Genomic DNA, 22,990 nt, shown 5'->3' on the forward strand with positions numbered 1-22,990 from the left:
GTGCTCCCTCAGCTCGAGCTCTAGCATCAGGCGGGTGCCAGCGACTGATCCACCCGCCGAGTTCCTGCGTGGGTTGCAGCAGACTCGTCTGGTCTCCTCGGCGTCCTACGTGCCGTCCATCGGCTCGACCAACGCGGCGTTGCTGGGCCGCCCGGCCCCACCCGGCACGTTGCTGATCGCTGATGAGCAGACCGCTGGCCGCGGCCGCCGGGGACGGAGCTGGTATGCGCCGCCTGGCACCTCACTGATGTTCAGCCTGGCCGTGGAGCTCCGCCTCGATGCCGCCAGCCGCTCGCTGGTCACCTTGGCGGCGGGCGCAGCGCTCATCCAGGCGATCCGGGAGGCTCTGGACCCTGTCACCCCACGGGTGGGGCTGAAGTGGCCGAACGACCTGCTGATCGGCGAGGCGAAGGCTGCCGGGATCCTGACCGAGTCCCAGGATGAGCTGATCGTGATCGGCGTCGGGATCAACGTGGACTGGCGTGACGTCGACCCGCCCCCGGCGATCCAGGCCACGTCCCTCGCCGAGGCGGCCGGTCAAGACGTCGACCGCTGGGATCTGCTGGGCCGGCTGGTCACGCGGCTGGACGCGGAGCTCGAGGAACTGGAGCGTGATCCAGGCGGCGTCGTGCCGCGCTACGTCCCGTCCTGCGTCACCATCGGACGGACTGTCTCCGCGACCGTGGGGGACCGGTCGATGACCGGCCGCGCCGTTGGCGTGACCACGGCAGGGCACCTGCAACTGAGCCTGGCCGATGGTCGCCGAGTCACGGTCACCGCCGGTGAGGTGACCCACATCCGCCCGGCGGGCCATCCGGACGAGAGGGCCTGACCGAACCGGATTAGCATGGTCAGGTGCGATGAACGATTCCAAACCAGTTGAGCCGACCGAGGCGCTGCCACCCGCGGGAGCACGGCCGCCGAGCCGCGAGCCGATGCCGCCCCCGCAGCTGGGCACGGCGCCTGATCCGCGGGAGCGCACGCAGGTGCTGGGCCAGACCGAAGCCGCACAGGTCCGACCTCCGACCACGTCCTACACCGAGGAGTACGTGGCGGACGAGCGCACGATGATCGACCACGCTGAGGCGGAGGCTGGGCCGGCCGCAGTACCGCCGTCCGAGCCTCCTGCCGGCCCGGACTCGGGCAAGCGGTCCTGGACCACCACGACCATGGTGCTCACGGCGATCGCGGCGCTGCTGATCGGTGCGATCCTGACCCTCCTGCTCCTGCCCGAGGAGGACCGCCAGGTCGTGCTCGACGAGCAGGCGGCCCAGCAGGCACTGCTCGAGGCGCAGCAGTCGTCGGCCGAGCAGCAGGCGCGCATCGCCGAGCTGGAGGCGGCCCTGGCGCAGCGGGATGCCGAGCTGGCCGAGGCCCGGGCGCAGGTCGCCGGTGATCAGGCGGCGGTCGACCAGGCGCAGGCCGGGCGGGAGGCGGCGCTGGCCGAGCGGGAGACCGCGCTCGAGGAGTTGCAGGCGACGCTTGATGGTCGTGAGCAGGCAGTCGCTGCACGGGAGGAGGCGGTGGCCACGGCCGAGGCTGCAGCTGCCGCTGCGGCCCAGCAGGCTGCCGAGGCCGCCCAGCAAGCCGAGCAGGCGGCGGAGGAGGCCGGGCTGGACCTGCCGGACGTCCAGCTGCCGGAGTTCGGCGGCGATGGGCCGGTCTTCGAGGTCCCCGATGTCGGTGAGGTCGACATCCCCGAGCTGCCGTCCGTCGATGAGGATGTGGCCCGAGGCATCTTCGAGCGGTTCGTCGACCGACTGAACAGCATCTTCGAGTAGCCGGCGGCCAACACGGTCCTCGGTACAAGACCTCCACGCCCGAATGGGGGAGGAGTCGCGGTACTAGGATCACCGCGATGACGACGCCGTATCCCCAGTTGACGCCGGCGGCTGGGCGCCGGGATGACACCTACCCCACCTGGTCGGACGCCAACACGGCCCTCGCCGCAGACCTGGCCGAGCAGCTCGCCGCGGTGGCACTCGGAGGCGGCGAGCGAGCCCGAGCCAGGCACACCGACCGCGGGAAGATGTTGCCGCGCGACCGGGTCGACGCCCTCCTCGATCCGCTGTCCCCGTTCCTCGAGTTGTCCCCGATGGCGGCTCACGGTCTCTACGACGGCGACGCTCCGAGTGCTGGCGTGATCACCGGCGTCGGCCGCGTCAGCGGGCGTGAGTGCGTGATCGTGGCCAACGACGCCACCGTCAAGGGCGGCACGTACTTCCCGATGACGGTCAAGAAGCACCTCCGCGCACAGGAGGTGGCGCTGCAGAACCACCTGCCGTGCATCTACCTGGTCGACTCCGGCGGCGCGTTCCTGCCCAAGCAGGACGAGGTGTTCCCCGACCGGGACCACTTCGGCCGGATCTTCTACAACCAAGCCAACCTGTCCAAGCGCGGCATCCCCCAGGTCGCCGCCGTGATGGGATCCTGCACGGCTGGTGGTGCCTACGTACCCGCGATGAGCGACGAGACCGTCATCGTCCGCAACCAGGGCACCATCTTCCTGGGCGGGCCACCGTTGGTGAAAGCCGCTACCGGGGAGGTGGTGACCGCCGAGGAGTTGGGTGGAGGCGACCTGCACAGCCGGACCAGTGGCGTGACCGACCACCTGGCGGACAACGACGCACACGCGGTGCAGATCGTTCGGCAGATCGTCGCCTCCTTCGCCCCGAAGCCTGCCGTCCCCTGGACCGTCGTAGCCGGTAAGGACCCAGCGGCAGACCCCGAGGAGTTGTACGGCGTCGTCCCCCCCGACACCAAGACCCCGTACGACGTGCGAGAGGTCATCGCGCGGGTGGTCGACGACTCCCGCTTCGCCGAGTTCAAGGCCCTCTACGGCACGACCCTGGTCACGGGCTTCGCCCACATCATGGGTCATCCGGTCGGCATCATCGCCAACAACGGCATCCTCTTCCGCGAGTCGGCACTCAAGGGCGCGCACTTCATCGAGCTGTGTGACCGGCGGAAGACGCCGCTGGTGTTCCTGCAGAACATCTCCGGCTTCATGGTCGGCCGTGACTATGAGGCCGGCGGCATCGCCAAGGACGGGGCGAAGCTGGTCACGGCCGTATCGACGGCCAGCGTCCCCAAGCTGACCGTGGTGATCGGTGGGTCGTTCGGGGCGGGCAACTACGGCATGGCCGGCCGGGCCTACTCACCCCGATTCCTGTGGATGTGGCCGAACGCGCGGATCAGCGTGATGGGCGGCGAGCAGGCCGCCACGGTCCTGGCAACCATCCAGGCCGACCGGGCCGAGGCTCGCGGTGAGGCGTGGACGGCAGCGGATGACGAGGCGTTCAAGGCGCCACTGCTGGAGCAGTACGAGCGGCAGGGCCATCCCTACTACTCAACCGCTCGCCTGTGGGACGACGGCGTCATCGACCCGCTCGACACCCGCATGGTCCTCGGCCTGGCCCTGTCGGCCTGTGCCAACGCACCGGTGGCGGATCCCTCCTATGGCGTGTTCCGCATGTGAGTCCTCAGCGGCGGCGTCCCTGACCCGGGGGGAATCACCGCATTAGGGGTGGCAGCAGACGCTGAGAAGGCGCGACGCCGCCAGATGACGGCGAGCAGGGTGGCCGCAGCCGTGACCAGCGCAACCATCGTCCAGCCCTGGGCATAGATGCCCTGCCGGTCCACGATCCAGCCGAAGAGCACCGGACCGAGCGCAAAGCCACCGTAGAACCCGATCAGCACGACACCCGATGCCACCCCAGCCACGGACCGAGGGGCCTGCCGGATCACGGCCAACATCGCCACGCCGTTCCAGGCGGCCAGGCTGGAGCCGATCAGGATGGCTGATCCCCAGAGCAGCAGCTGCCGGTCGCTGGTCGTGACGGCCAGCCCCAGGGCCCCGACCACGGCCACGGCACCCATCACGACCAGGGCCCAGCGGACGGTGGATGCCACCCGGTCGGCCAGCTGACCCCAGCCGAGGCGGGCGAGGATGGCGATGGCGCCGACGACGGCCGAGGTCCAGCCGGCCACCGTCTCGGTGAGGTGCAGATCCTCCACCGCGAAGAGGGGCAGGTAGGCGCTGACGCTCGAGATCCCCATGCCCATTGCCAGGGCGTACACCGTCAACCAGCCGGTCCCAGGCGGCAACCGATCAGTCTTCGTCCGCGGGGAGGGCCCGTCGGGGGCAGTCGACTGCGGCGCTACCGTCTGCCGCGTGAGCACCAGCCCGAGGAGACAGACCGCGATGCAGGTGGCAACGGCAATGCGCCAGTTGCTGACGGTCGCGACCACCGGCAGCGCGGCACTGCCGACGAAGACGCCGACCTGGATGCCGGCCTGCTTCACCCCGGTGACGATGCCCTGACTGGCCGGTCGGACCTGGCGTTGGATCACCATGTTGGTGACCGGATTGGCGATCGCGATGGCGAAGCCGCAGGAGAGCGATCCGAGGATCAGCCACGGATAGTCCGGTGAGACCGCCACCACCAGCACGCTGGCAGCCATGCTCCCGAAGAGTGCCATCAGCGGCATGCGGGCGCCCAGCCGGTCACTCCAGCGTCCGGCGGACATGCTGAGTGCCGCTGCGCTGACGTACATGGCCGTGGTCAGGCTGCCCAACTGGGTGCGTGACAGGCCGAGATCCCGGGTCAGGAACGGGCCCAACGCCCCGAACGCGACCTGCAGCAGCACGGCGACGGTCATCGCGAGGGCCAGGGTCGTGATCAGGAGGGCCTGCCGCCCGCCTGACTCGGTCGGTCTGATCACTCGGGGTCCGGGTTGCTGCTCGGCTCGCCGCCCGGGTTGGTCGGCCACTCTCCCTCGCGCCGGCTGCTGCCCGGTGGCGGCGTGCCGAAGATGCGGCGCAGGCTCGACTCCATCACGTTGACGCCGACGTTGGTCATGTCACGCGCCGTCTGGGTCAGTCGGTCCGGTGGCGTGAGCAGCGCATCCTGGATGCCATCCCGCACACCCCGCCGCACGCGGGGTATGAGCGCCTCACCGGCCGCCGTCAGCTCCTCGGTGGCCGCCCTGGTCTTCTCGTCCGCCAGGGCCTGTGCCCGCTCCTCGAGCTCCCGCAGGGTCTGGTCCGCCAGGTCCTTCGCGCGCCGCTCGAGCTCGTCGAGTCGCTGGTCGGCCAGCGCCTGCGCGCGTCGCTCTGCCTCCCTCAGGTTGGCATCAGCCAACGCCTGGGCCCGCTCCTCCGCCTCGGCCAGCTTCTCCTCGGCCAGCGCGTGGGCCCGGGTCTCGAGATCGTCCACGACCACACCGGCGCGCGTCTCGAGATCGTCCACGACCACACCGGCGCGCGTCTCGAGATCGTCGACGACGACCGCGGCGCGCCGCTCCAGATCCGGCGCCAGGACGCCGCGCCACAGCAGGTACAACGCCCCAACCGTGGTGGCGGAGCTGAGCAGTGCGGTGAGCAGGATCGGCATCAAGGCCTCCGGGTCCGGCGGACGACCCCTCCACTCGGGGGCGCGTCCGGCTGCATCGTATGGCCTAGATTCGACGGCGTGAGCACCGCGACGCCGAACGGCCACGCCGCCAATGAGCCGATCTGGGCGGCCGAACTCTCCTCCCTCCGCGTGCGCCAGGACCTGCGTGGGGTGGTGACCCTGACCATCGACCGTCCGGCGGTTCGTAACGCCTTCGACGCCGGGCTCATCGCCGAGCTCACCCTGGCAGCCACACGGTTGGCTCAGGATGACCAGGCACGCGTGGTCGTGCTCACCGGGGCCGGCTCGGTCTTCAGCGCCGGAGGCGACCTGAACTGGATGAAGGGGATGGCGGCCCACACGACGGAGGAGAACCACGCCGACGCCGTGAGGATGAACGCCATGTTCCGCGCGCTCTGGGACCTCCCGAGGCCGCTGATCGGCCGGGTGAACGGACACGCCATCGCGGGAGGTACGGGCCTGGCCGCCGTATGTGACATCGTCATCGCCGTGGAGGGTGCCCTCTTCGGATTGACCGAGGTGGTCCTCGGGTTGGCACCGGCGGTGATCGCGCCGTACGTCGTGCGCAAGATCGGCCAGTCCCACGCCCGGGCCCTGTTCGTCACGGGTGAGCTGTTCGACACCACGCGCGCGCACCACATCGGGCTGGTCCACGAGGTGGTCCCCGATCTGGACTCGCTGGACGACGCGGTCGCCGGCAGCATCCGCCGGGTGCTCAAGGCAGGACCTCGAGCGGTGGGTGTGGCGAAGCAGATGCCCGAGCGTGTCTCGGTGCCCCTGGACGACGCGACCACGATCACACCGGGTGTCATCGCCGGTCTGCGGAGCGGGCCGGAGGGGCAGGAGGGCATGGCCGCCTTCTTCGAGAAGCGCCCGGCGTCGTGGGTGCCCCACGAACCCGCTGTCGCACCGACGTCCGACCAGTCCGCCAGGTCAGCTGCCGGGTCGGACGAGAGCTAGGGGCCCACGATGTTCGACACCGTCCTGATCGCCAACCGCGGCGAGATCGCCGTCCGCGTCATCCGCACGGTCCAGGCGCTGGGCCTGCGTGCCGTCGCCGTCTACAGCGACCCGGACCGCACCGCGCCGCACGTCGCCCTGGCAGACGAGGCCGTGCACATCGGCCCAGCCGCCGCCAGCCACTCCTACCTCTCGATCGAGAAGATCATCGACGCGTGCCGCACCACGGGCGCCCAGGCCGTCCACCCGGGCTACGGCTTCCTGTCGGAGAACGCGGCGTTCGCGCAGGCGCTCGCCGATGCCGATCTCACGTTCATCGGGCCTCCGGTCGGTGCGATCACCGCGATGGGGGACAAGATCTCGGCGAAGGAGCTGGCCGTCGCGGCAGACGCTCCGATCGTCCCCGGGGTGTACCGACCGGGCATGACGGACGAGGAGCTGATCGCCGAGGCCGACGGCGTCGGCTACCCCCTCATGGTCAAGGCCGCCGCCGGCGGCGGGGGCAAGGGGATGCGCATCGTCTCCCAGCCCGGGGAGCTGCAGGAGATGATCACCGCCGCCCGGCGCGAGGCGATGGGCGGCTTCGGTGATGACACCATGATGCTGGAGCGGTACGTCGAGCAGCCGAGGCACATCGAGATCCAGATCCTGGCCGACGGTCACGGGACCACGCTGTGGGTGGGTGAGCGGGAGTGCTCCCTCCAGCGTCGCCACCAGAAGGTGATCGAGGAGTGCCCCTCCCCCGTGCTGTCGCAGGGCGTGCGCGTCGCCATGGGGGAGGCGGCGGTCCGCATCGCCAGGGAGGTGGGCTACGAGGGTGCGGGGACCGTCGAGTTCATCACGAACTCGGAGGCCAGCGAGTTCTTCTTCCTCGAGATGAACACCAGGCTGCAGGTCGAGCACCCGGTCACCGAGGAGGTCTATCGCCTGGACCTCGTCGAGCAGCAGATCCGCGTCGCCGCGGGCGAGCGGCTGTCACTGCGTCAGGAAGAGCTGCTGCCATCCGGGCACGCCGTGGAAGCCCGCCTCTACGCCGAGGATCCCGCCCGGGGGTTCCTCCCGACCGGCGGGCAGGTGGTCCGGTTCGACGTTCCCGAGCATGCCGGGTTGGGAACGATCGGCCCGACCGGCGTCCGCGTCGATGCCGGGGTCCAGACCGGAAACGCGGTCACCGCCGACTACGACCCGATGGTGGCCAAGCTGACCACCTATGGCCCCGACCGGGCGCAGGCGTTGGCTCGCCTGGACCGGGCCCTGGCCCGGACCGTCCTGTTCGGGTTCCCGACCAACATCGGCTTCCTGCGTGACCTCATCGCCTTGGACGCAGTCTCGAGCGGGGACCTCCACACGGGCCTCATCGAGGAGATGGCCGTCGGCACGTCGGGCTCCGACGCGCCCCCGGAGGAGGTCCTGGCGGCGGTGGCGCTGGCCACCGTGGCCCGACGACAGCGTGCGTTGCCGACGTCGTTCGACCCCTTCGACATCCCCGGGGGCTGGCGGGTCGGGGAGCCCAGCTGGACGAGGTGGCCACTGCGGCCGGTCGGTGCAACCGCCATCACCGATGTGTTCGTCAGGGTGACCCGCGATGGGATGGAGGTGCGGATCGCCGATGGCGCTCCCAGTACGGCACAGGTCCGCCTGGCTGACGGTCAGCTGGTCGTGGAGTACCTCCCCGGAGGTCACCTGAGCGGCCGGTTCGCCTACGCGCTGACCATGGACGACGCGCAGGCGTGGATCGGCCGGGATGGTCGGGCCTGGTTGATCAAGGAGGAGGGTCTGGCGGCCGGGGCGGGATCGGGTCCGGGCGGGGGCGACGGAGCACTGGTGGCCCCCATGCCCGGGTCGGTGGCAGCCATCTCAGCTGTCGTCGGCGACAGCGTCGAGTCGGGCCAGACATTGGTGGTGGTCGAAGCCATGAAGATGGAGCACCCGCTGAAGGCACCGTTCGATGGGACGGTGGTGGCGGTCCACGTCGAAGCCGGGGAGCAGGTCGGGATGGAGGCACCGCTGGTTGATGTCGAGCCCCACGAGTAGGGGAAACCCCCGATGGGATGACGGCTGATCCGGGCTTAGGCTCAGACCCATGTCTGGCAACTCCTCTCCCGGCGGAGCCGGCCCCGTGGGCGGCCTCCTCTTCCTTGGCGTCCTCCTCCTCGTCGGCTGGGTCGTCATCACGACGGTCGTCGGCATCATCAAGTGGTTGATCGGCGCGGCCATCCTTTTGGCGGTTGTGAGCCTGGCTGTCAAGGTGTTGAGTCGGAGCTAGTTCTCACCAACCGTCTGGAGCGCCCGTGGCCATCTCATTCGAACTGACCGAGGAACAGCGAGCACTTCGTGAGGTCGTCCGGCACTTCGCGGTCAACCAGGTGGCGCCCCGGGCGGAGGAGATGAACGCCACGGGCGAGTTCCCGCTGGATCTTGTTGCCCAGATGGGACAGATGGGCCTTTTCGGCCTCCCCTTCCCCGAGGAGTACGGCGGTCAGGGCGGCGACTACCTCTCGCTCTGCCTGGCCATCGAGGAGATCGGGCGGGTCGACCAGTCCCTGGGCATCACGTTGGAGGCCGGCGTCGGGCTCGGCGCACAGCCGATCTACAAGTTCGGGACCGACACCCAGCGCAAGGAGTTGCTGCCCCAGCTCGCGGAGGGCCGGGCGTTGGCCGGCTTCGGCCTCACGGAGCCTGGCGGTGGCTCGGACGCGGGCGGCCTGCGGACCACGGCTGTTCGTGACGGCGACCACTGGATCATCAACGGCTCGAAGCAGTTCATCACCAACGTCGGGACCGACATCTCCGAGTTCGTGACCATCACGGCCGTCACCAACGACGACCCGCGGGAGGTCACGAACTTCGTCATCCCGACGGGGACGCCCGGGTACACGATCGGGAATGGCTACAACAAGGTCGGCTGGCACGCCAGTGACACCCGCGACCTCTACTTCGAGGACGTGCGAGTTCCCGCCGAGAACCAGCTGGGTGAGACCGGCCGTGGGTTCGCCAACTTCCTCAACATCCTGGACGAGGGGCGGATTGCCATCTCCGCGCTGGCCGTCGGCCTCATCCAGGGATGTGTGGACGAGTGTGTGCGGTACGCGGGGGAGCGGGAGGCCTTCGGCAGGCCGATCGGGTCCTACCAGGCGGTGGCGTTCAAGATCGCCGACATGGAGGCGATGGCGGAGGTGGCTCGCAACCAGTACCTCTACGCCTGCTGGTTGATGGAGAACGGCAAGCCGTTCAAGCGACAGGCGTCGGTGGCCAAGCTGATGTCGACGGAGTACGCCGTGACCGCTGCCCGTGAGGCAACCCAGATCTTCGGCGGGTACGGCTTCACCACCGAGTACCCGGTCGGCCGCTTCTACCAGGACGCCAAGATCCTCGAGATCGGCGAGGGGACCAGCGAGGTCCAGCGGATCCTGATCGCCCGCTCCCTCGGTGTGGGCTGACGCCTCGGCCGGCCTACTCCGGGACGGTTGGCGAGACCATCAGCGCCTGCCCGGGGAGGAACACCTCCTCGGTGCGGAACACCGCTCGGGTTCCGAGCACCTCCCCCGTCCCGGAGCTGAGCGCGTGGAGTTGCCGGCCCAGCGGGTCCTCGCCGCCCAGCGCCCCCACCAGCTCACAGAAGTCCGCCGTCTCGAGCGGGCAGGTGGCGGCGTAGCTGAGTCCTGAGCCGGCCACGAACGTGGTGACAGAAACGTCCTCCAGAGCCCGTGTGACCTCCTCCAACCGCCCGTTCAGCAACCTGACGCCCGGCTCGGTGCCGAAGGCATAGATCCGGTCGCTACCGGGCTGGAGCGCCACATTCGTGGTGATCCCGTCGTCGAGAAGAGCCTGTTGGTTCAGGTTGGCGTCGTACAGCGCGATGCCGAACGGCTGGCCGTCGAAGTCGTTCATGAACCGCTGTCGACCACGGCCGCTCACCGCGACCTCACCGTCGGCGGCCGCCAGCACCAGCCGGCCACTGCGGGCGGCCTGTGAGACCGGGTTGTCCTCCGCCGGCAGATCGACGGTGCGGATCAGCCCGGTCGACAGTTCTATGCTCCACAGCCTGGAGAGGGGGCCGTCGGCCACGTAGAGCCGATCGGCATCCAGGTCCCAGGCGTGCACCACAGCGCCTTCGCCTCGGGCCCCGGCCTGGCCGACCTCGGTGAAGGTGGAGAGGATGCCGGTGCGGAGGTCGATCCGGACCAGCTGCACGGGTTCGTCGTCGGTGGGCTGCAACAGGACGGCGAGGCTGCCGTTGGGAAGGAGCCGAGCGTCTCTCAGCTCCCGTCCTGGCGGGAGCGACTGGGCAGTTCTCGCCTCGCCGCTCAGGTTGCTCCGGATCACACGGTTCGTGTCGATCCAGGCCAGCACGGGCCGTTCGGCCGTAGCTGGCTCTGACGCCGACGGGCCGTCGCTGGTCAGCCCGTCAGCAGTGGGACCTAGGCGACCGTCGTCGCGCTGGGCGCTCGCCCCGATCCACTCCAGGTCTCGCAGGCGCGGCACGCGCACAACTGGCCAGGCATCGGGAGCAGTTGCGTCCGTCACCACACGTGCCTGTGCGTCGTCGGAGCCGGGGATGTCCTCGATCAGCACCAGCTCGCCACCGTCCAGGCTGGCTCGCCACTCCTCGCCGACCGTGGTCAACGTGGGCTGACTGACCGCGAGCGTGGCGGGGTCGAGGACGGCGACGTTCAGTCGGGCCAGTCCGTTCGGGATCGTGTCGGTTGGGGAGTCTTGCTGGGACGGGACGCCGGCTGGCGCACTCGGGCGGGGCTGCGTGGCCTCAGACGCGCTGGCGTTCGGCGGGGGAGGGGGATCGGTCAAGCTGTCGCCGGCCGGTGTGCGCGCCAACAGTCCGACCGCGAAGACCGCGGCCATGACGAGGACTGCGGTCCGAGCCCGGCTCATTGGCCCCAGCCTGCCCCGGTCGACGTCCAGGTGCGTCAGGTTCGCGTGCGCCTGTGCTCGAAGGTGACACACCCCCGCGAGTCGGGTCCGACCCGACAGGACAGGGCCTACTCGTCACCGTCCTCGACCTCGCGGGAGTCGCCGGCCCACTCGCGGAGGCGTTCGATTCCCTCCTCCGGCGCCAGCACCACCAGTCGGTCGCCGTCCTCCAGTCGTCTGGTGGCTTTGGGCTTGTTGATCCACCGTCCCCCTCGCTTGAGCGCGAGGACATCGGCGCCGGTTGCCGTCCGCAGCTTCAACTCGCGCAGCGTCTTGCCGACCATGTCGGAGCTGGCCTGCACCACCGCGTCGTCCACCCGCTCCTCGGTGTTGATCAGCGCCGCGCGGATCACGGGGTGGGTCTCCTCCGGCGACTCGGCCAGCCGGGTCATCTCCTGTGCCGCATCGGCGATCGACTCGGCCGACTGTCCGATCGAGATGAGAGCCCGAAGCCCGTCCAGGTCATCGTCATCCGGCAGCTCGCGGGCGGCCCGTAGCACCCAGCGCTGGAGGTCGTGGTACAGCCCATCGCAGAGGTCCTCGATCCCGCTGACCTCGCTGGCCAGGCCGGTGTCGTCGAACAGCACCGCGGAGTAGGCCAGGCCGACCGCCGCCTCCGCCGCGTTCTTCATCTCGATCAGGATGTCGACGGCGCGATCGAGGTCGCTCAGCTTCTTCGGCTGTGGTGGCGCTTGGAGATTGAGCCGACTGGCACCCGCCAGGTGACGGGCGAGGTCCACACCCTCGGCCGGCCCCTGCAGGAACAGGACATCCCCGCCGAGCAGCGTGGTGTCAGAGGACGGCCCATGCTCGTACTCGACCTCACGGCGGATCGCGATGACCCACATCCCCGTCTCGGATGGCAGGCCGATGTCGCGCAGCGTCCGGCCGGCCAGCGCGGAGTCGTCCCGGATCTTCACGCGTGCCGTGACCTCGTCGGCGTACCGCAGGTCGTCGCGCAGAGCCGGCGGCACACCGAGCTCGCGCAAGGTCACCCGGGCGATGTCCTCGGCGGCGTCGGCGATCTCCTCGATGGCGTTGACCAGACCCAGCACACCCGACAGCTGCTCGGCATCCTCCGGCGACCGGGTCGCCAACATGCACAGGATGCGCAGTTCCCGGACGGCGTGGTCCATGCGGTCTTCCAGCCGCAGGACCTCACGTGCCAGCTTCTCCTCATCGAGGAAGACCGACGCGAAGGCCAGGTCCAGCATCAACTCGGTGGAGTCCTTGCTGGCGCTCAGCAGATCTTTGACTGTTCTACGCATGGGGTTCCAAGTCTGTGGACACGCGGCTCACGCACCCACCGTGAGTATGCCGACAACCAGGCAGAGGATGCCCACAAAATCCATGGTCGAGGTGACCAGCGGGATGCTGACGTTGTCGGGGTCGAGGCCGAAGTGGAATGACGCCGTGGCGGCGTAGTAGCCGACCAGGAAGATGAGCATGACGGCCAACATCCCGGCGATGAAGACGATGCCGATCATGGGGAGCAGCCCCGGCGAGCCATAGCCGAGGAGGGCCGCGGCCAGGTGGGTCAGGCCCCCCACGGCGAGGTATCCGAGCACCGCGAACAGCACCGTCAGGCTGCCCTCCAACCAGGCGGGCCGACCGGGGAAGGCCTTCGGCTCGACCAGTCCCAGGTGGAGCTGGCTGGAGAGACGGGCGGAGAGGATGCCGCCGATGGCTCCTGAGCTCGCGATGAACGGTGGCACGGCCACCAGCAGGGCCGCACTGGAGATCAGCGTCTCCTTTCGGGCTTCGAGGACCGTTCCGGCCAGGACACCCATGACCGCGGTGAACAGCAGGACCGGCAAGCTCTCCTGGATCACTCGACGGGCGAGGTCCAGTGAGCGGCGCAGCCCGTAGACCGTTGCGACCGCCGCGGCCAGCACCATGACCCAACCGAGGATGGCGGAGACGACGGCGTTGCCGATCGCGAAGGTGCCGACGATCAGGGCGGGAAGCGTCGAGATGTCGGCACTGGCCGAGATGATCGGTGTACCGATGGCGTCCATGTCCCACCGGAAGCGCTCCGCGGACCGCGTCAGCGCGATCACCACACCCATGACCACGAGCGAGCTGAGGACCGCGCCGATCACCGAGACGATCACGAGATCGGTGAACGCGATGACCTCCAGGCCCAGGACTCCGGTGAGACCCTTGGCGACGGCGGCCAGGAGGACCGCGGTAACCAGGCTCAGGATGCCTGCGGCCTCGGTGTTCTGGCCCAGGAAGGAGTCGCGGCTGAACTCCCCCTGGATCTGGCCGGTCAGCATCCCCGTGCCGAGGCGGGCACCCAGGGCTCCGAAGATGGCGCCCCGCATGCCGATCGCGGCGGGCGCCAGGACGAGCAGACCGGGTAGCTCCTCGAGCAGCCCGTCCATCGCGCCGAGGATCACGCCGGCCACCAGGGTGATCCCGATGCCGATGGTCAGCGCGAGGAGGCCCTGCCGGACGGTGGACCGTTCGCGCAGCCAGTGGCTCAGCACCTCGCGGACCAACGGGAGGCGGCGGCGACGGCTCAGCCACGCGATCGCAGGCCGCAGCGCCCCCGCGATCGCGGCGGTCAGACGACTCTGCGGGAAGGAAGCCAACGGGCCGGCAGTCTACGGGCTCATGCCCACAACAACGTGGGCCAATCTCCACGGCGCGTTAGCAGCACCTAGCCGGAGGTAACTAGCCCGTGGGGGGTGTCCTGATGCTATGGACAAATGGTTGCAGTGAGCGAGGCTGGGGTTACAGCACAACGATGTGCCTAGGATCGCAGCTCGGGGCCACAGATCGGGGATTGACGAACAGGTGAACGAGGACCGGAGGGATGAGTTGGTCGGGGTCCAGCGGACCCTGACCTGGGCACGTGTCGCGGCCATACCCTTCGGCATGTTCCAGATCGCCACCTTCTACCTCCCCTATCCACCCGGGACCCTCTGGATCGCCTGGTCCGCGATGGCCGTGCTGTCGTTGGTGACCCCCACGGTCTTCGTGGGTGCGGCCCGCGCCACCACCCTCACGGCGGCGAGGCGGTGGGCGCTGGTCGGCCTGGCTGGCGACATCGTGGTCGTCATGATGCTGGTGACCGCGCACACCTTCGATCCTGAGACGGCCGTGTGGGCGCTGCTCTACCTCGTGCTGATAGAGGGCGCGATCGTCTTCGAGTTGCGCGGTGGGCTGGCGGTGCTGGGTGTGATCACCGTCCTGTACACCCTCCGGGAGGTCTACGGCGCCGCCGTCTGGGACGTGCCGTTCCTGCCCCAGTCGATCACCTTCCGGATGGGCATCGGCGCCATCATGGCGGTCGCCACCGGTCTCACGGCCCGTCGCCTCGTGAAGGAGCGCGACCAGTTGCAGGTAGCCAAGCGCACCTTGGACCGTCGTGGCGCCGCGCTGCGGGATGCGAACCGGGCCCTGGAAGCTGCCCGAAAGTCCCAGCTCGAGTTCATCTCGGTCACCAACCACGAACTCCGGACGCCGCTCACGGCGATCAAGGGGTTCTCCCGCACACTCATGTCGCGGTGGGACGAGATGGATGACGCCGGCAAGCGGGCGGCCATCAGCGCCATCGACCGGCAGTCGGTGAAACTGTCGGAGCTGGTCGAGGACGTCCTGACCGTCTCGGCCATGCACACCGGCGACCTGCCGCTGTCGTCGCGCAAGCTCCATCTCGCGACCTGGTTCGACGAAGCGGCGTCGCTGGCCGAAGCGGACGACATCGTCATCGACTGTCCGGAGGACCTCTGGGTCAAGGCCGACTCGACACGGCTGGTGCAGGTGCTCGGCAACCTGCTGTCCAACGCCCACAAGTACGGACGGCCGCCCATCCTGCTGACCGGACGGGTCGGCCGGACCCCGGACCGGGTCGTGATCACCGTCGCGGACCACGGGCCGGGCATTCCGCCGGACTTCCAATCCCGGATGTATGACGAGTTCACGCAAGCCTCGGTGGGCGACAGCCGCACCGCCGACGGATACGGGCTGGGCCTGGCGATCGTCCGGTACCTCGTCGGCGTGCTGGACGGGACGATCCAGTACCGCTCCGCCTATCCCGCGGGGGGAGCGGTGTTCGAGATCGATCTGCCAGCCGGAGACCTGACCCCCGACGCCAGCCGCCGGGTCGGCGAGGTGTCGGTGCTCATCGACGACGGCATGACGCCAGCCACGGCCGACGCGCGGACGGCATCCGCCCGACAGCCCTAGCTGACGCCCTCCTGCTGGGCCAGTCGGGCCAGCCCCGGACCGTCGAAGCCACGCGCCAGCACCAGGCCCGTGCCGGCCGCCAGGGTCCGCGCGATCACGAAGACGGTGTCCTCGGTCAATCGGTCGCCGTGGTGCAGGATCCGGGTCTCGGGTGCGGCGCGCTGCGTCTCGCCGAGCAGGGTGGCCTGCGTGCGACCGCCAATGGCCCAGGCGCCCGGGTCCTCCGGATCGCTGATGAAGTCGTCGGGCTCGGCGAGGATGTCGGTGACGGTGAGCGCCTCTCCGGGGACCGGACCGGTCGGGCGGCCCCCCATCCCAGTGCCGATGAGGACGTCGGCGGCCTCAGATGTGTCAGCTTCGTGCCCGATGCTCGCCTGACCGCCCGGGTCCAGCCGGACGGCTGCCCCGCACGCCCAGGTGGCGAAGCAGGCCACCGGCATCAGCCAGTGCAGTGGGCCCTCAACCGTGACCTCATCGCCCAAGGTGATGTCCAGCGCGTCGGCCAGCAGGTTGGCCGTCTTCGACACCCAGTTGTGGAGGGTTCGGAAGCCGAGTTCGGTGCGCTCGCCGGTCCCGGCGTCGACGAAGACGACGGCAGGGTGGTCGCCCAGGTCGCGGGTGTGGCGCGTCAGCTCGTGGAACAAGGTCGGCATCAGCTCGCAGCCTATTGGTGTGCCCGGGCGGCCACCCCTGATCCGGGCGGCGACGACGATACGCTGTTTCGCGTGGTGCGGACGACGAGGCGTCCGGCCGCCCTCTCCCAACTGCCCCGATTGGATCTACCCGCACATGGCTGCGTCTAACTCCCCCGTGGGCTCCCGCCTACGTCCGGGAGCCTTCGGACCGCGCGTGCTCTACGGGAAGCCGCGCAGTGGCGGACCGAACTGGGGCCGGCTGAGCCTCATCGCCGTCGTGGGGGTCCTGCTGTTCGGGCTGGTCGTCTCAGCCACCTACGCCGGCCTCATCTGGTGGGAGTTGGGCCAGATCCAGGACCCGACGGTCACCATCATCCCCCAGGAGGGCCAGACCTTCGCGCCGGCCCCCGGAGTCGACGAGCCGCTGGTGGTGCCGGACATCGAGGAGACTGTCGGGCGGACCAACATCCTCATCGTCGGCTCGGACTCGCGCGAGGGCCTGACGGACGCCCAGCTGGCCGAGATCGGCACCGAGGACGTCGGGACGGACCTGACCGACACCATCATCCTGCTCCAGATCGATCCGGAGACCGACGGCGCAGCCATGCTCTCCTTCCCTCGTGATCTGCTGGTCGAGCGGTGCGACGGGTCGCTCGGCAAGATCAACAGCGCGTTCTTCATCGGCGAGCAGCAGGAGGAGGGCCGAGGGCCTGAGTGCCTCGTCAGCACCATCTCGGCGATGACCCGCATCCAGATCGACCACTACGTCCGGGTCAACCTGGCCGGCTTCGTCGACGCCGTCGATGCGCTCGGCGGGGTCGAGTTCTACCTCGACGCGCCGATCCGAGACCGCTTCGCCGGCCTCGACGTGCCGCAGGGCTGTGTGGAGTTCGACGGCGTGACCGCACTCCAGTTCGTCCGCGCTCGCAGCATCGACAGCGACTTCGGCCGGATCGCACGGCAGCAGCGGTTCGCCAGGGAGATGCTGGACCAGGCAGCCAGCCTGCAGACCCTCGTCAATCCCGCCCGGGTCGCCGCGCTCATCAGCTCGATCTCCGAGGTCATCGAGACCGACAGCGGGTTCGGTGCCAGCGAGATGGTCGAGCTCGCCACCAGCGTCCGCAACATCAGCTCCGGCCGCGTCGACACCAGGACCGTTCCCGGCTTCGACAGCCGGTTCGGTGAGGACGACGCCGCCGTCATCCGTCCCCTGGACGAGCAGGCCGAGGCCCTGTACGCCGCCTTCCGGACCGGCGACCTGCTGCCCGAGGATGTCGGTGTCGATGCGGCACCGATCACCCTTGGTCCACCCAACGTCATCCCGATCGTCGTCCAGAACGGGTCGGGGCGCGATGGCCTGGCAGACCAAACCGCCGCGGTGCTCGAGTCGCTGGGCTACCGGGTCGAGGAGACCGGGACGGCGGAGAACTACGGCTTTTCTGCCTCGCTGGTCCTGTACCCCGAGACACGCCAGGACCACGCCGACGTTCTGGCGGAGTCACTGGGCGGCGTATCGACCAACAACACCACGCGTGAGACCGACACGTTGACGTTGATACTCGGGAGCGACTTCGACCCCGAGGAGTTCGCGCCGGAGGACTTCGACCCCGAGGCGGTGGAGGAGGGTCCGACGGTCCCGCTGGACACACCCACCGACACCTCCGAGTTCACCGGCGCCACGCAGAGCGAGGTCAGCTGCTAGCGGTGCCCGGAGAACGCGGCTGTTAGCGTGGCCGCGTGAAAGCACTTGTCCTGGCCGGGGGCTCCGGCACGCGGCTGCGGCCGATCACCCACACCTCCGCCAAGCAGTTGGTACCGGTCGGCAACAAGCCGGTCATCGACTTCGGGTTGGAGGCGATCGCCGCCGCCGGCATCACCGAGGTCGGGATCATCGTCGGCCACACGGGACCGGAGATCGAGGCGTACGTCGGCGACGGCTCGCGGTATGGGATCACGGTGACCTACGTCCCCCAGCCCGAGCCGCTGGGCCTGGCCCACGCGGTGCTGACGGCAGAGGAGTTCCTGGGCCGTGACGACTTCGTCATGTACCTGGGTGACAACCTCATCGCCGGCGGGATCACGGAGTTCGTCCAGCAGTTCGCCGATACCGAACCCGACGCCCAGATCCTGCTGGCCAAGGTGCGGGACCCCGAGCGCTTCGGCGTCGCCGAGCTGGGTCCGAACGGGCACGTCTCGCAGTTGGTGGAGAAGCCCAGCGAGCCGAAGAGCGACCTCGCCCTGGTCGGGGTGTACCTGTTCAGCGGCAACATCATGGACGCCTGCCACGCCATCGAGCCGTCGCCGCGGGGTGAGCTCGAGATCACGGACGCCATCCAGTGGCTGATCGACGATGGGCAGACGGTGGCTGAGCGGACCATCACGGGGTGGTGGAAGGACACCGGGAAGCTGGCCGACATGCTGGAGGCCAACCGGATCGTGCTGGACACCTACGAGCCCCGGGTGGTCGGGGCCGTCGACGAGGCCAGCGAGATCCAGGGGCGGGTGGTGATAGAGGAGGGGGCCCGGCTGATCAACTCCGTGGTCCGGGGGCCGGCGGTGATCGGGAAGAACACGGTGATCGAGAACACGTTCGTGGGGCCGTACACGGCGATCTACCACGACTGTCGGGTGACGAACTCCGAGATCGAGCACTCCATCGTGCTGGAGGAGACCACGATCACCGACGTCGGCCGGATGGAGGACTCCCTCATCGGCAAGCAGGTTGAGGTCGGTCGCTCGGAGCGACGTCCGGTGGCGATGCGGCTGATGCTCGGGGATCACTCGCGGGTCGGCCTGACCTGACCTCGGGGTGGGGAACCTGACCTCGCGTGGGGAACCTGGCCTCGGGGTGGGGAACCTGGCCTCGCGTTGGGGAACCTGGCCTCGTGTGTGGGAGACGTCCCTGGCTCACTGCGCCAGATGAGCGGCCGCCGATCGACGGACGGGAAGCGTCACCCCGCAGCGATCGGCTGCTTCATGGATGGCACACTCGACTCCCCGCCGGTAGCTCGCCTCATCCTCATGGACCAGCGATGATCGGTAGCGCCTCACGGTCCAGTCCAGTTCCTCACGCATGCGGCTGTCGCGACGGGCGTCGCGTCGGATCTGGTCGGGTGAGTCGTGATGTGGCCCATCGATCTCGATGTCCAGCCGAATCTGCTCGATCGCTATGTCAGCTTCCGCGACCGGGTTGAACTCGTCGGGGAGCGGCAGGGGCCGAGGGTGAACGCGAAGGCCCAGCGGCCGGGCGATCTCGTCGGCGATTCGCCGTCCAACGTGCTCAGACCCGGAGTGGGAGTGGCCCGCCGCCAGACGAAGCACGGCCAGTCGGAATGACGTCGGGAGGGGCGTCGGGAGCCTGAAGGCGGCAGGATCGCGCAGGACTTCGTGAAGGTCCTTGGCCCGCATGATCCGCAGGCCGTCGGCTCGCGACATCCAGCGGACGAGCGGGAAGACAATGTCACGCTCGCGTCGCCCGATCCATGCCAGGTCCCAGAACATGCGGAGAGGATCAGCCAGAGGCAGGCCGCCGACGAAGATCTGATCGATGGGCGAGAAGCGCGTCCGGACGACTCGGACGTTCGGCACGATTCTCTTCACCGAGTGCGGGATGAGTATTTGCGGCTCAGGCGGCGCCGTCGTGGCGATTCCTCGGACGTACGCGGCGGAGAGGCCGGTGACCGCTACGCCGGACCGGGCCGCGCGGTGGGCCTCCTCCCAGGTGATGGGACCGGTGGTGGGCGGCGTGGTCGTCGCCAAGAGAGCGGCCCATGTCGCTTGTTTGACTGGGTCCGTCGCGAGGTCGAGGCGCCAGACCCCCCGGTGCAGCCTCGTCCAGCCCGAGCGCTTCGGCAGTTGGTGAAGCTCGAACGGCCTGAGGCCCAGGAGCCGCAGTTGCCAAGTCGCCACGACACCCTCCTGGTGGGACGCGAGCCGATGGATGGTGTCTTGGTCTGGTGGTTGCATCCCACGATCGTGCGTCACACGGGAACGGGCGCGAGTGGAATGAGGCGCCGCCTGTGGATAACGCGGCTGGTCAACCGTCGGGGTCTCACCGCACTAGGCCAGGTTCCCCACCCCGAGGCCCGGTTCCCCACCCCAAGGTGAGGTTCCCCACCCCAAGGTGAGGTTCCCCGCCGTGAGATCAGGTTCCCCACCCAGAGGTGAGGTTCCCCGCCGTGAGGTGAGGTTCCCCGCCCGAGCGCTCGAGCCCCTACAGCGCCGGCTCAGGTGCGCAGGGGGAGGTGTTCGCCCGCCTCCACCGCCACATCCAGCCAGTTGGACGGCGGCGCCAGCGGGCACGACCACACGTCGGACCAGGCACACGACGGGTGATAGGCGTAGTTGAAGTCGAGGACCACGCGGCCCTCCACCAGCCCCAGGTCCGCGCCCTTGACCGTGTCCAGCAGGTACCGACCGCCCCCGTAGGTCAGGTCCCCATTGGTCAGGTCACGGAAGGGGACGAACAGCCCACCTCCGTAGGCATCCAACCAGAACGCCCGCAACGAACACCCCACCCCCGACAGCGAGAAGCGCACGAGCCCCACCTCGACGAACCGGGTCGTCCCGTCCGCGGAGTGCGGGATCTCCACCACCTCCCCAGTCTCCACCGCCTCCCAGGATCCGAGCACCCGCGCCGCCGGGTCGTAGGGGCCGAACGGGGTGACCCACGAGGGCGTTCGCCGATCCGCCGGCAGCGGACTCTGCGAGTGCCTGCCGATCAGCCGGTCCCGACCAGTCCGCCACTGCTGCCACGCCTCCGCCGGCCCGTCCGCCCCCGCCGCACGCACCTGACCGTAGAGCCCGGCCACCTGCCGCCGGTAGTCGAGCAGGGCCAGGATCTCGTCCGGTCCACCGTCATCCATGGGCGAACGATAGGACACCAGTCAGACCAGCGGCCGGACAAGTACGGTGATGGGCGCAGTCACGCGACCACCCATCTCCAACCCATCGCAGCGAGGCCATGCGCATCTTCGTCACCGGCGGCGCCGGATTCATCGGATCGAACTTCATCCGGTACGCCCTGTCACAGGACGCCGACGTCCGGATCACCAACTTCGACAAGCTGACCTACGCCGGCAACCCCGCCAACCTGGCCGACATCGAGGCCGATCCCACGACCGCCGACCGGTACACGTTCCTCAAGGGGGACATCTGCGACCACGATCACGTGACCGAGGCGATGGCCGGGCACGACGCGATCGTCAACTTCGCGGCGGAGTCCCACGTCGACCGTTCCATCACCGGCGGCGCCGAGTTCCTGGTCAACAACGTGATCGGCGCGCAGATCGTCTTCGACACCGCTCGTCACCTCGGCATCGAGCGCACGCTGCACATCTCGACCGACGAGGTGTACGGATCGATCGAGGAGCCGGACTCCTTCGTCGAGGGAGATGCGCTCGAGCCCAACTCGCCGTACTCGGTCTCGAAGGCCTCCGCGGACCTGCTGGCCCGCTCCTACGGGGTGACCTACGACTTCCCGATCACCGTCACCCGGACGGCCAACAACTTCGGGCCCTTCCACTACCCCGAGAAGGTCATCCCGCTCTTCGTGACCAATCTGATCGACGGGCGCCCCGTTCCCCTCTACGGCGAGGGTTCGAACGTCCGCGATTGGACCTACGTCATCGACAACGCCGCCGCCCAGTGGCTCGTGCTGACGCAGGGCACTCCGGGAGAGGTGTACAACGTCGGCGCGGGCAACGAGTTGACGAACAAGGCGCTGACCTACGCGATCCTCGACCGCTTCGACCTGCGAGACGAGGACGCCGAGGCGATGATCCAGCACGTCGCCGACCGTCCGGGCCACGACCTGCGGTACAGCGTCGACACCGCCAAGGTTCGTGCACTCGGCTGGGAACCGGCGCACAGCTTCACCGACGCGCTGGATGCAACCGTGGAGTGGTATCGCGCCAACGAGGCCTGGTGGCGGCCGCTCAAGGACAGTGGCGCCAGCGACCGCCGAGGACTGGTCGACGCCGGCAGCACCGGGACCTAGCCCCGCATGCGCGTGCTCATCACAGGTGCCGGTGGCCAGTTGGGCACAGACCTGACATCGGTGTTCGAGTCGGCCGGCGACACCGTCACCGCGCTGGACCGTGCTGGTCTCGACATCACCGACGTCGACGCCGTCGATTCGGCGATCCAGACGACCAGCCCTGACGTGGTCATCCACTCGGCAGCCTTCACCGCCGTCGATGCGTGTGAGACCAAGACCGAACACGCCTGGTCGGTCAACACCACCGGCTCGTGGAACGTGGCCCGCGCCTGCGACACCTACGACGCGCAGATGGTCTACGTCTCGACCGACTACGTCTTCGACGGCAGCCTGGGCCGTCCGTACACCGAGTTCGACCCGACCTGTCCCGTCTCGATGTACGGCCGGACGAAGGAGGCGGGGGAGCAGAAGGTCCGTGACAGCCTCCCGCAGCACTACATCGTCCGGACCTCCTGGGTGCACGGCGCCGCCGGAGGCAACTTCGCCAAGACGATGCTTCGCCTGGGACGGGAACGGGACGCGGTGCAGGTGGTCGACGACCAGTGCGGCTCACCGACGTTCACCGACGACCTGGCGGCGCAGATCCGACGGCTGACGCAGACCGACGCCTACGGGACCTACCACCTCACCAACACCGGTCACTGCACCTGGTTCGAGTTCGCCAAGCTCATCTTCGAGTTGGCCGACGTCACCGTCGACCTCACCCCGACGGACACCGCGTCGTTCGGTGCGCCGGCGCCGCGGCCGGCCTACTCGGTGCTCGACAACCTGATGAGCCGCCAGATCGGCCTGCCGGCCATGCCGGCCTGGGAGGACTCGCTGGCGCGATTGATCGAGCGGATCGCGTGACGAGC

At 69.1% G+C, this 22,990-nt stretch carries 20 protein-coding genes; 12 read left to right on the forward strand and 8 right to left on the reverse strand.

The window, feature by feature from the left end; all coding sequences use genetic code 11:
- Positions 1-34 precede the first annotated feature (34 nt).
- The 3 genes from C1746_RS09645 (at position 35) to C1746_RS09655 (ending at position 3,478) form a co-directional block, all read left to right on the forward strand.
- Complete coding sequence (locus C1746_RS09645) at positions 35-832, forward strand: biotin--[acetyl-CoA-carboxylase] ligase (RefSeq protein WP_162867577.1); 798 nt, start codon at positions 35-37, stop codon at positions 830-832.
- A 28-nt stretch (positions 833-860) separates the two neighbouring features.
- The gene (locus C1746_RS09650) at positions 861-1,781 is read left to right on the forward strand and encodes a hypothetical protein (RefSeq protein ID WP_116714393.1); all 921 of its coding nucleotides are present in this window, start codon (positions 861-863) and stop codon (positions 1,779-1,781) included.
- Between the two features lie 77 nt (positions 1,782-1,858).
- Positions 1,859-3,478, forward strand: a complete 1,620-nt coding sequence (locus C1746_RS09655) for a carboxyl transferase domain-containing protein (protein WP_116714394.1) — start codon at positions 1,859-1,861, stop codon at positions 3,476-3,478.
- Here the strand turns inward: C1746_RS09655 and C1746_RS09660 are convergent.
- Complete coding sequence (locus C1746_RS09660) at positions 3,457-4,725, reverse strand: MFS transporter (RefSeq protein ID WP_116714395.1); 1,269 nt, start codon at positions 4,723-4,725, stop codon at positions 3,457-3,459. The genes C1746_RS09655 and C1746_RS09660 overlap by 22 nt on opposite strands.
- A complete protein-coding gene (locus C1746_RS09665; RefSeq protein WP_116714396.1) occupies positions 4,722-5,396 on the reverse strand; it encodes a hypothetical protein in 675 nt (224 codons plus the stop codon). The genes C1746_RS09660 and C1746_RS09665 overlap by 4 nt, the downstream gene beginning before the upstream one ends.
- A 150-nt stretch (positions 5,397-5,546) precedes the next feature.
- Between C1746_RS09665 and C1746_RS09670 the strand changes: the two genes are divergently transcribed.
- The 4 genes from C1746_RS09670 to C1746_RS09680 are packed head-to-tail and all read left to right on the forward strand — an operon-like array spanning position 5,547 to position 9,817.
- Entirely contained in the window at positions 5,547-6,377 is an 831-nt protein-coding gene (locus C1746_RS09670; RefSeq protein WP_414627960.1) for an enoyl-CoA hydratase-related protein, read from the forward strand.
- 9 nt (positions 6,378-6,386) lie between these two features.
- On the forward strand, positions 6,387-8,411 hold the full coding sequence (locus tag C1746_RS09675) for an acetyl/propionyl/methylcrotonyl-CoA carboxylase subunit alpha (protein ID WP_116714397.1): 2,025 nt from the start codon (positions 6,387-6,389) through the stop codon (positions 8,409-8,411).
- Positions 8,412-8,460: 49 nt separating this feature from the next.
- A complete protein-coding gene (locus C1746_RS22005) occupies positions 8,461-8,643 on the forward strand; it encodes a hypothetical protein (protein WP_162867578.1) in 183 nt (60 codons plus the stop codon).
- Positions 8,644-8,674: 31 nt separating this feature from the next.
- A complete protein-coding gene (locus tag C1746_RS09680; RefSeq protein WP_116715653.1) occupies positions 8,675-9,817 on the forward strand; it encodes an acyl-CoA dehydrogenase family protein in 1,143 nt (380 codons plus the stop codon).
- 13 nt (positions 9,818-9,830) lie between these two features.
- Here C1746_RS09680 and C1746_RS09685 read toward each other — a convergent pair whose 3' ends face one another.
- The 3 genes from C1746_RS09685 to C1746_RS09695 all read right to left on the reverse strand — a co-directional run bounded on the left by C1746_RS09685 (position 9,831) and on the right by C1746_RS09695 (position 13,903).
- Positions 9,831-11,267 carry a hypothetical protein gene (locus tag C1746_RS09685; protein ID WP_116714398.1) on the reverse strand — a complete coding sequence of 479 codons (1,437 nt, stop codon included), beginning with the start codon at positions 11,265-11,267 and terminating at the stop codon, positions 9,831-9,833.
- A 107-nt stretch (positions 11,268-11,374) separates the two neighbouring features.
- Positions 11,375-12,574 carry a potassium channel family protein gene (locus C1746_RS09690; protein ID WP_116714399.1) on the reverse strand — a complete coding sequence of 400 codons (1,200 nt, stop codon included), beginning with the start codon at positions 12,572-12,574 and terminating at the stop codon, positions 11,375-11,377.
- A 27-nt stretch (positions 12,575-12,601) separates the two neighbouring features.
- Positions 12,602-13,903: a magnesium transporter gene (locus tag C1746_RS09695; RefSeq protein ID WP_116714400.1), complete on the reverse strand. Its 1,302-nt coding sequence runs from the start codon at positions 13,901-13,903 to the stop codon at positions 12,602-12,604.
- Positions 13,904-14,108: 205 nt separating this feature from the next.
- Here C1746_RS09695 and C1746_RS09700 point away from each other — a divergent pair, with 205 nt between their 5' ends.
- Positions 14,109-15,503 carry a sensor histidine kinase gene (locus tag C1746_RS09700; RefSeq protein ID WP_116714401.1) on the forward strand — a complete coding sequence of 465 codons (1,395 nt, stop codon included), beginning with the start codon at positions 14,109-14,111 and terminating at the stop codon, positions 15,501-15,503.
- On the opposite strand, the gene C1746_RS09705 is transcribed toward C1746_RS09700, so the two are convergent.
- Complete coding sequence (locus C1746_RS09705; RefSeq protein ID WP_116714402.1) at positions 15,500-16,156, reverse strand: TIGR03089 family protein; 657 nt, start codon at positions 16,154-16,156, stop codon at positions 15,500-15,502. The two genes, C1746_RS09700 and C1746_RS09705, sit on opposite strands and share 4 nt — an antisense overlap.
- 136 nt (positions 16,157-16,292) lie before the next feature.
- Between C1746_RS09705 and C1746_RS09710 the strand changes: the two genes are divergently transcribed.
- Entirely contained in the window at positions 16,293-17,840 is a 1,548-nt protein-coding gene (locus C1746_RS09710; RefSeq protein ID WP_116714403.1) for an LCP family protein, read from the forward strand.
- A gap of 35 nt (positions 17,841-17,875) precedes the next feature.
- Positions 17,876-18,940: a glucose-1-phosphate thymidylyltransferase gene (locus tag C1746_RS09715; RefSeq protein ID WP_116714404.1), complete on the forward strand. Its 1,065-nt coding sequence runs from the start codon at positions 17,876-17,878 to the stop codon at positions 18,938-18,940.
- A gap of 105 nt (positions 18,941-19,045) precedes the next feature.
- On the opposite strand, the gene C1746_RS09720 is transcribed toward C1746_RS09715, so the two are convergent.
- Together C1746_RS09720 and C1746_RS09725 are read right to left on the reverse strand one after the other, a co-directional pair.
- Positions 19,046-19,897, reverse strand: a complete 852-nt coding sequence (locus C1746_RS09720; RefSeq protein WP_162867579.1) for a PDDEXK family nuclease — start codon at positions 19,895-19,897, stop codon at positions 19,046-19,048.
- Between the two features lie 467 nt (positions 19,898-20,364).
- A complete protein-coding gene (locus C1746_RS09725; protein WP_116714406.1) occupies positions 20,365-21,003 on the reverse strand; it encodes a DUF1684 domain-containing protein in 639 nt (212 codons plus the stop codon).
- 98 nt (positions 21,004-21,101) lie between these two features.
- On the opposite strand from C1746_RS09725, the gene rfbB reads away from it, so the two are divergent.
- Positions 21,102-22,136 (forward strand): dTDP-glucose 4,6-dehydratase, encoded by a 1,035-nt coding sequence (rfbB, locus tag C1746_RS09730; RefSeq protein WP_116714407.1) that lies wholly within the window; start codon positions 21,102-21,104, stop codon positions 22,134-22,136.
- Positions 22,137-22,142: 6 nt separating this feature from the next.
- The gene (gene rfbD / locus C1746_RS09735) at positions 22,143-22,985 is read left to right on the forward strand and encodes a dTDP-4-dehydrorhamnose reductase (RefSeq protein ID WP_116714408.1); all 843 of its coding nucleotides are present in this window, start codon (positions 22,143-22,145) and stop codon (positions 22,983-22,985) included.
- Positions 22,986-22,990 lie beyond the last annotated feature (5 nt).

The sequence above is a fragment of the Euzebya tangerina genome, assembly GCF_003074135.1.
Taxonomy (GTDB): domain Bacteria; phylum Actinomycetota; class Nitriliruptoria; order Euzebyales; family Euzebyaceae; genus Euzebya; species Euzebya tangerina.

Bases quoted from the DNA above. Each gene is read 5' to 3' on its own strand.
- C1746_RS09650 (WP_116714393.1), top strand. From the start codon at position 861: ATGAACGATTCCAAACCAGTTGAGCCGACCGAGGCGCTGCCACCCGCG.
- C1746_RS09675 (WP_116714397.1), top strand. From the start codon at position 6,387: ATGTTCGACACCGTCCTGATCGCCAACCGCGGCGAGATCGCCGTCCGC.
- C1746_RS09685 (WP_116714398.1), bottom strand. From the start codon at position 11,267: ATGAGCCGGGCTCGGACCGCAGTCCTCGTCATGGCCGCGGTCTTCGCG.
- C1746_RS09690 (WP_116714399.1), bottom strand. From the start codon at position 12,574: ATGCGTAGAACAGTCAAAGATCTGCTGAGCGCCAGCAAGGACTCCACC.
- C1746_RS22005 (WP_162867578.1), top strand. From the start codon at position 8,461: ATGTCTGGCAACTCCTCTCCCGGCGGAGCCGGCCCCGTGGGCGGCCTC.
- C1746_RS09710 (WP_116714403.1), top strand. From the start codon at position 16,293: ATGGCTGCGTCTAACTCCCCCGTGGGCTCCCGCCTACGTCCGGGAGCC.
- C1746_RS09655 (WP_116714394.1), top strand. From the start codon at position 1,859: ATGACGACGCCGTATCCCCAGTTGACGCCGGCGGCTGGGCGCCGGGAT.
- C1746_RS09725 (WP_116714406.1), bottom strand. From the start codon at position 21,003: ATGGATGACGGTGGACCGGACGAGATCCTGGCCCTGCTCGACTACCGG.
- rfbB (WP_116714407.1), top strand. From the start codon at position 21,102: ATGCGCATCTTCGTCACCGGCGGCGCCGGATTCATCGGATCGAACTTC.
- rfbD (WP_116714408.1), top strand. From the start codon at position 22,143: ATGCGCGTGCTCATCACAGGTGCCGGTGGCCAGTTGGGCACAGACCTG.
- C1746_RS09705 (WP_116714402.1), bottom strand. From the start codon at position 16,156: ATGCCGACCTTGTTCCACGAGCTGACGCGCCACACCCGCGACCTGGGC.
- C1746_RS09665 (WP_116714396.1), bottom strand. From the start codon at position 5,396: ATGCCGATCCTGCTCACCGCACTGCTCAGCTCCGCCACCACGGTTGGG.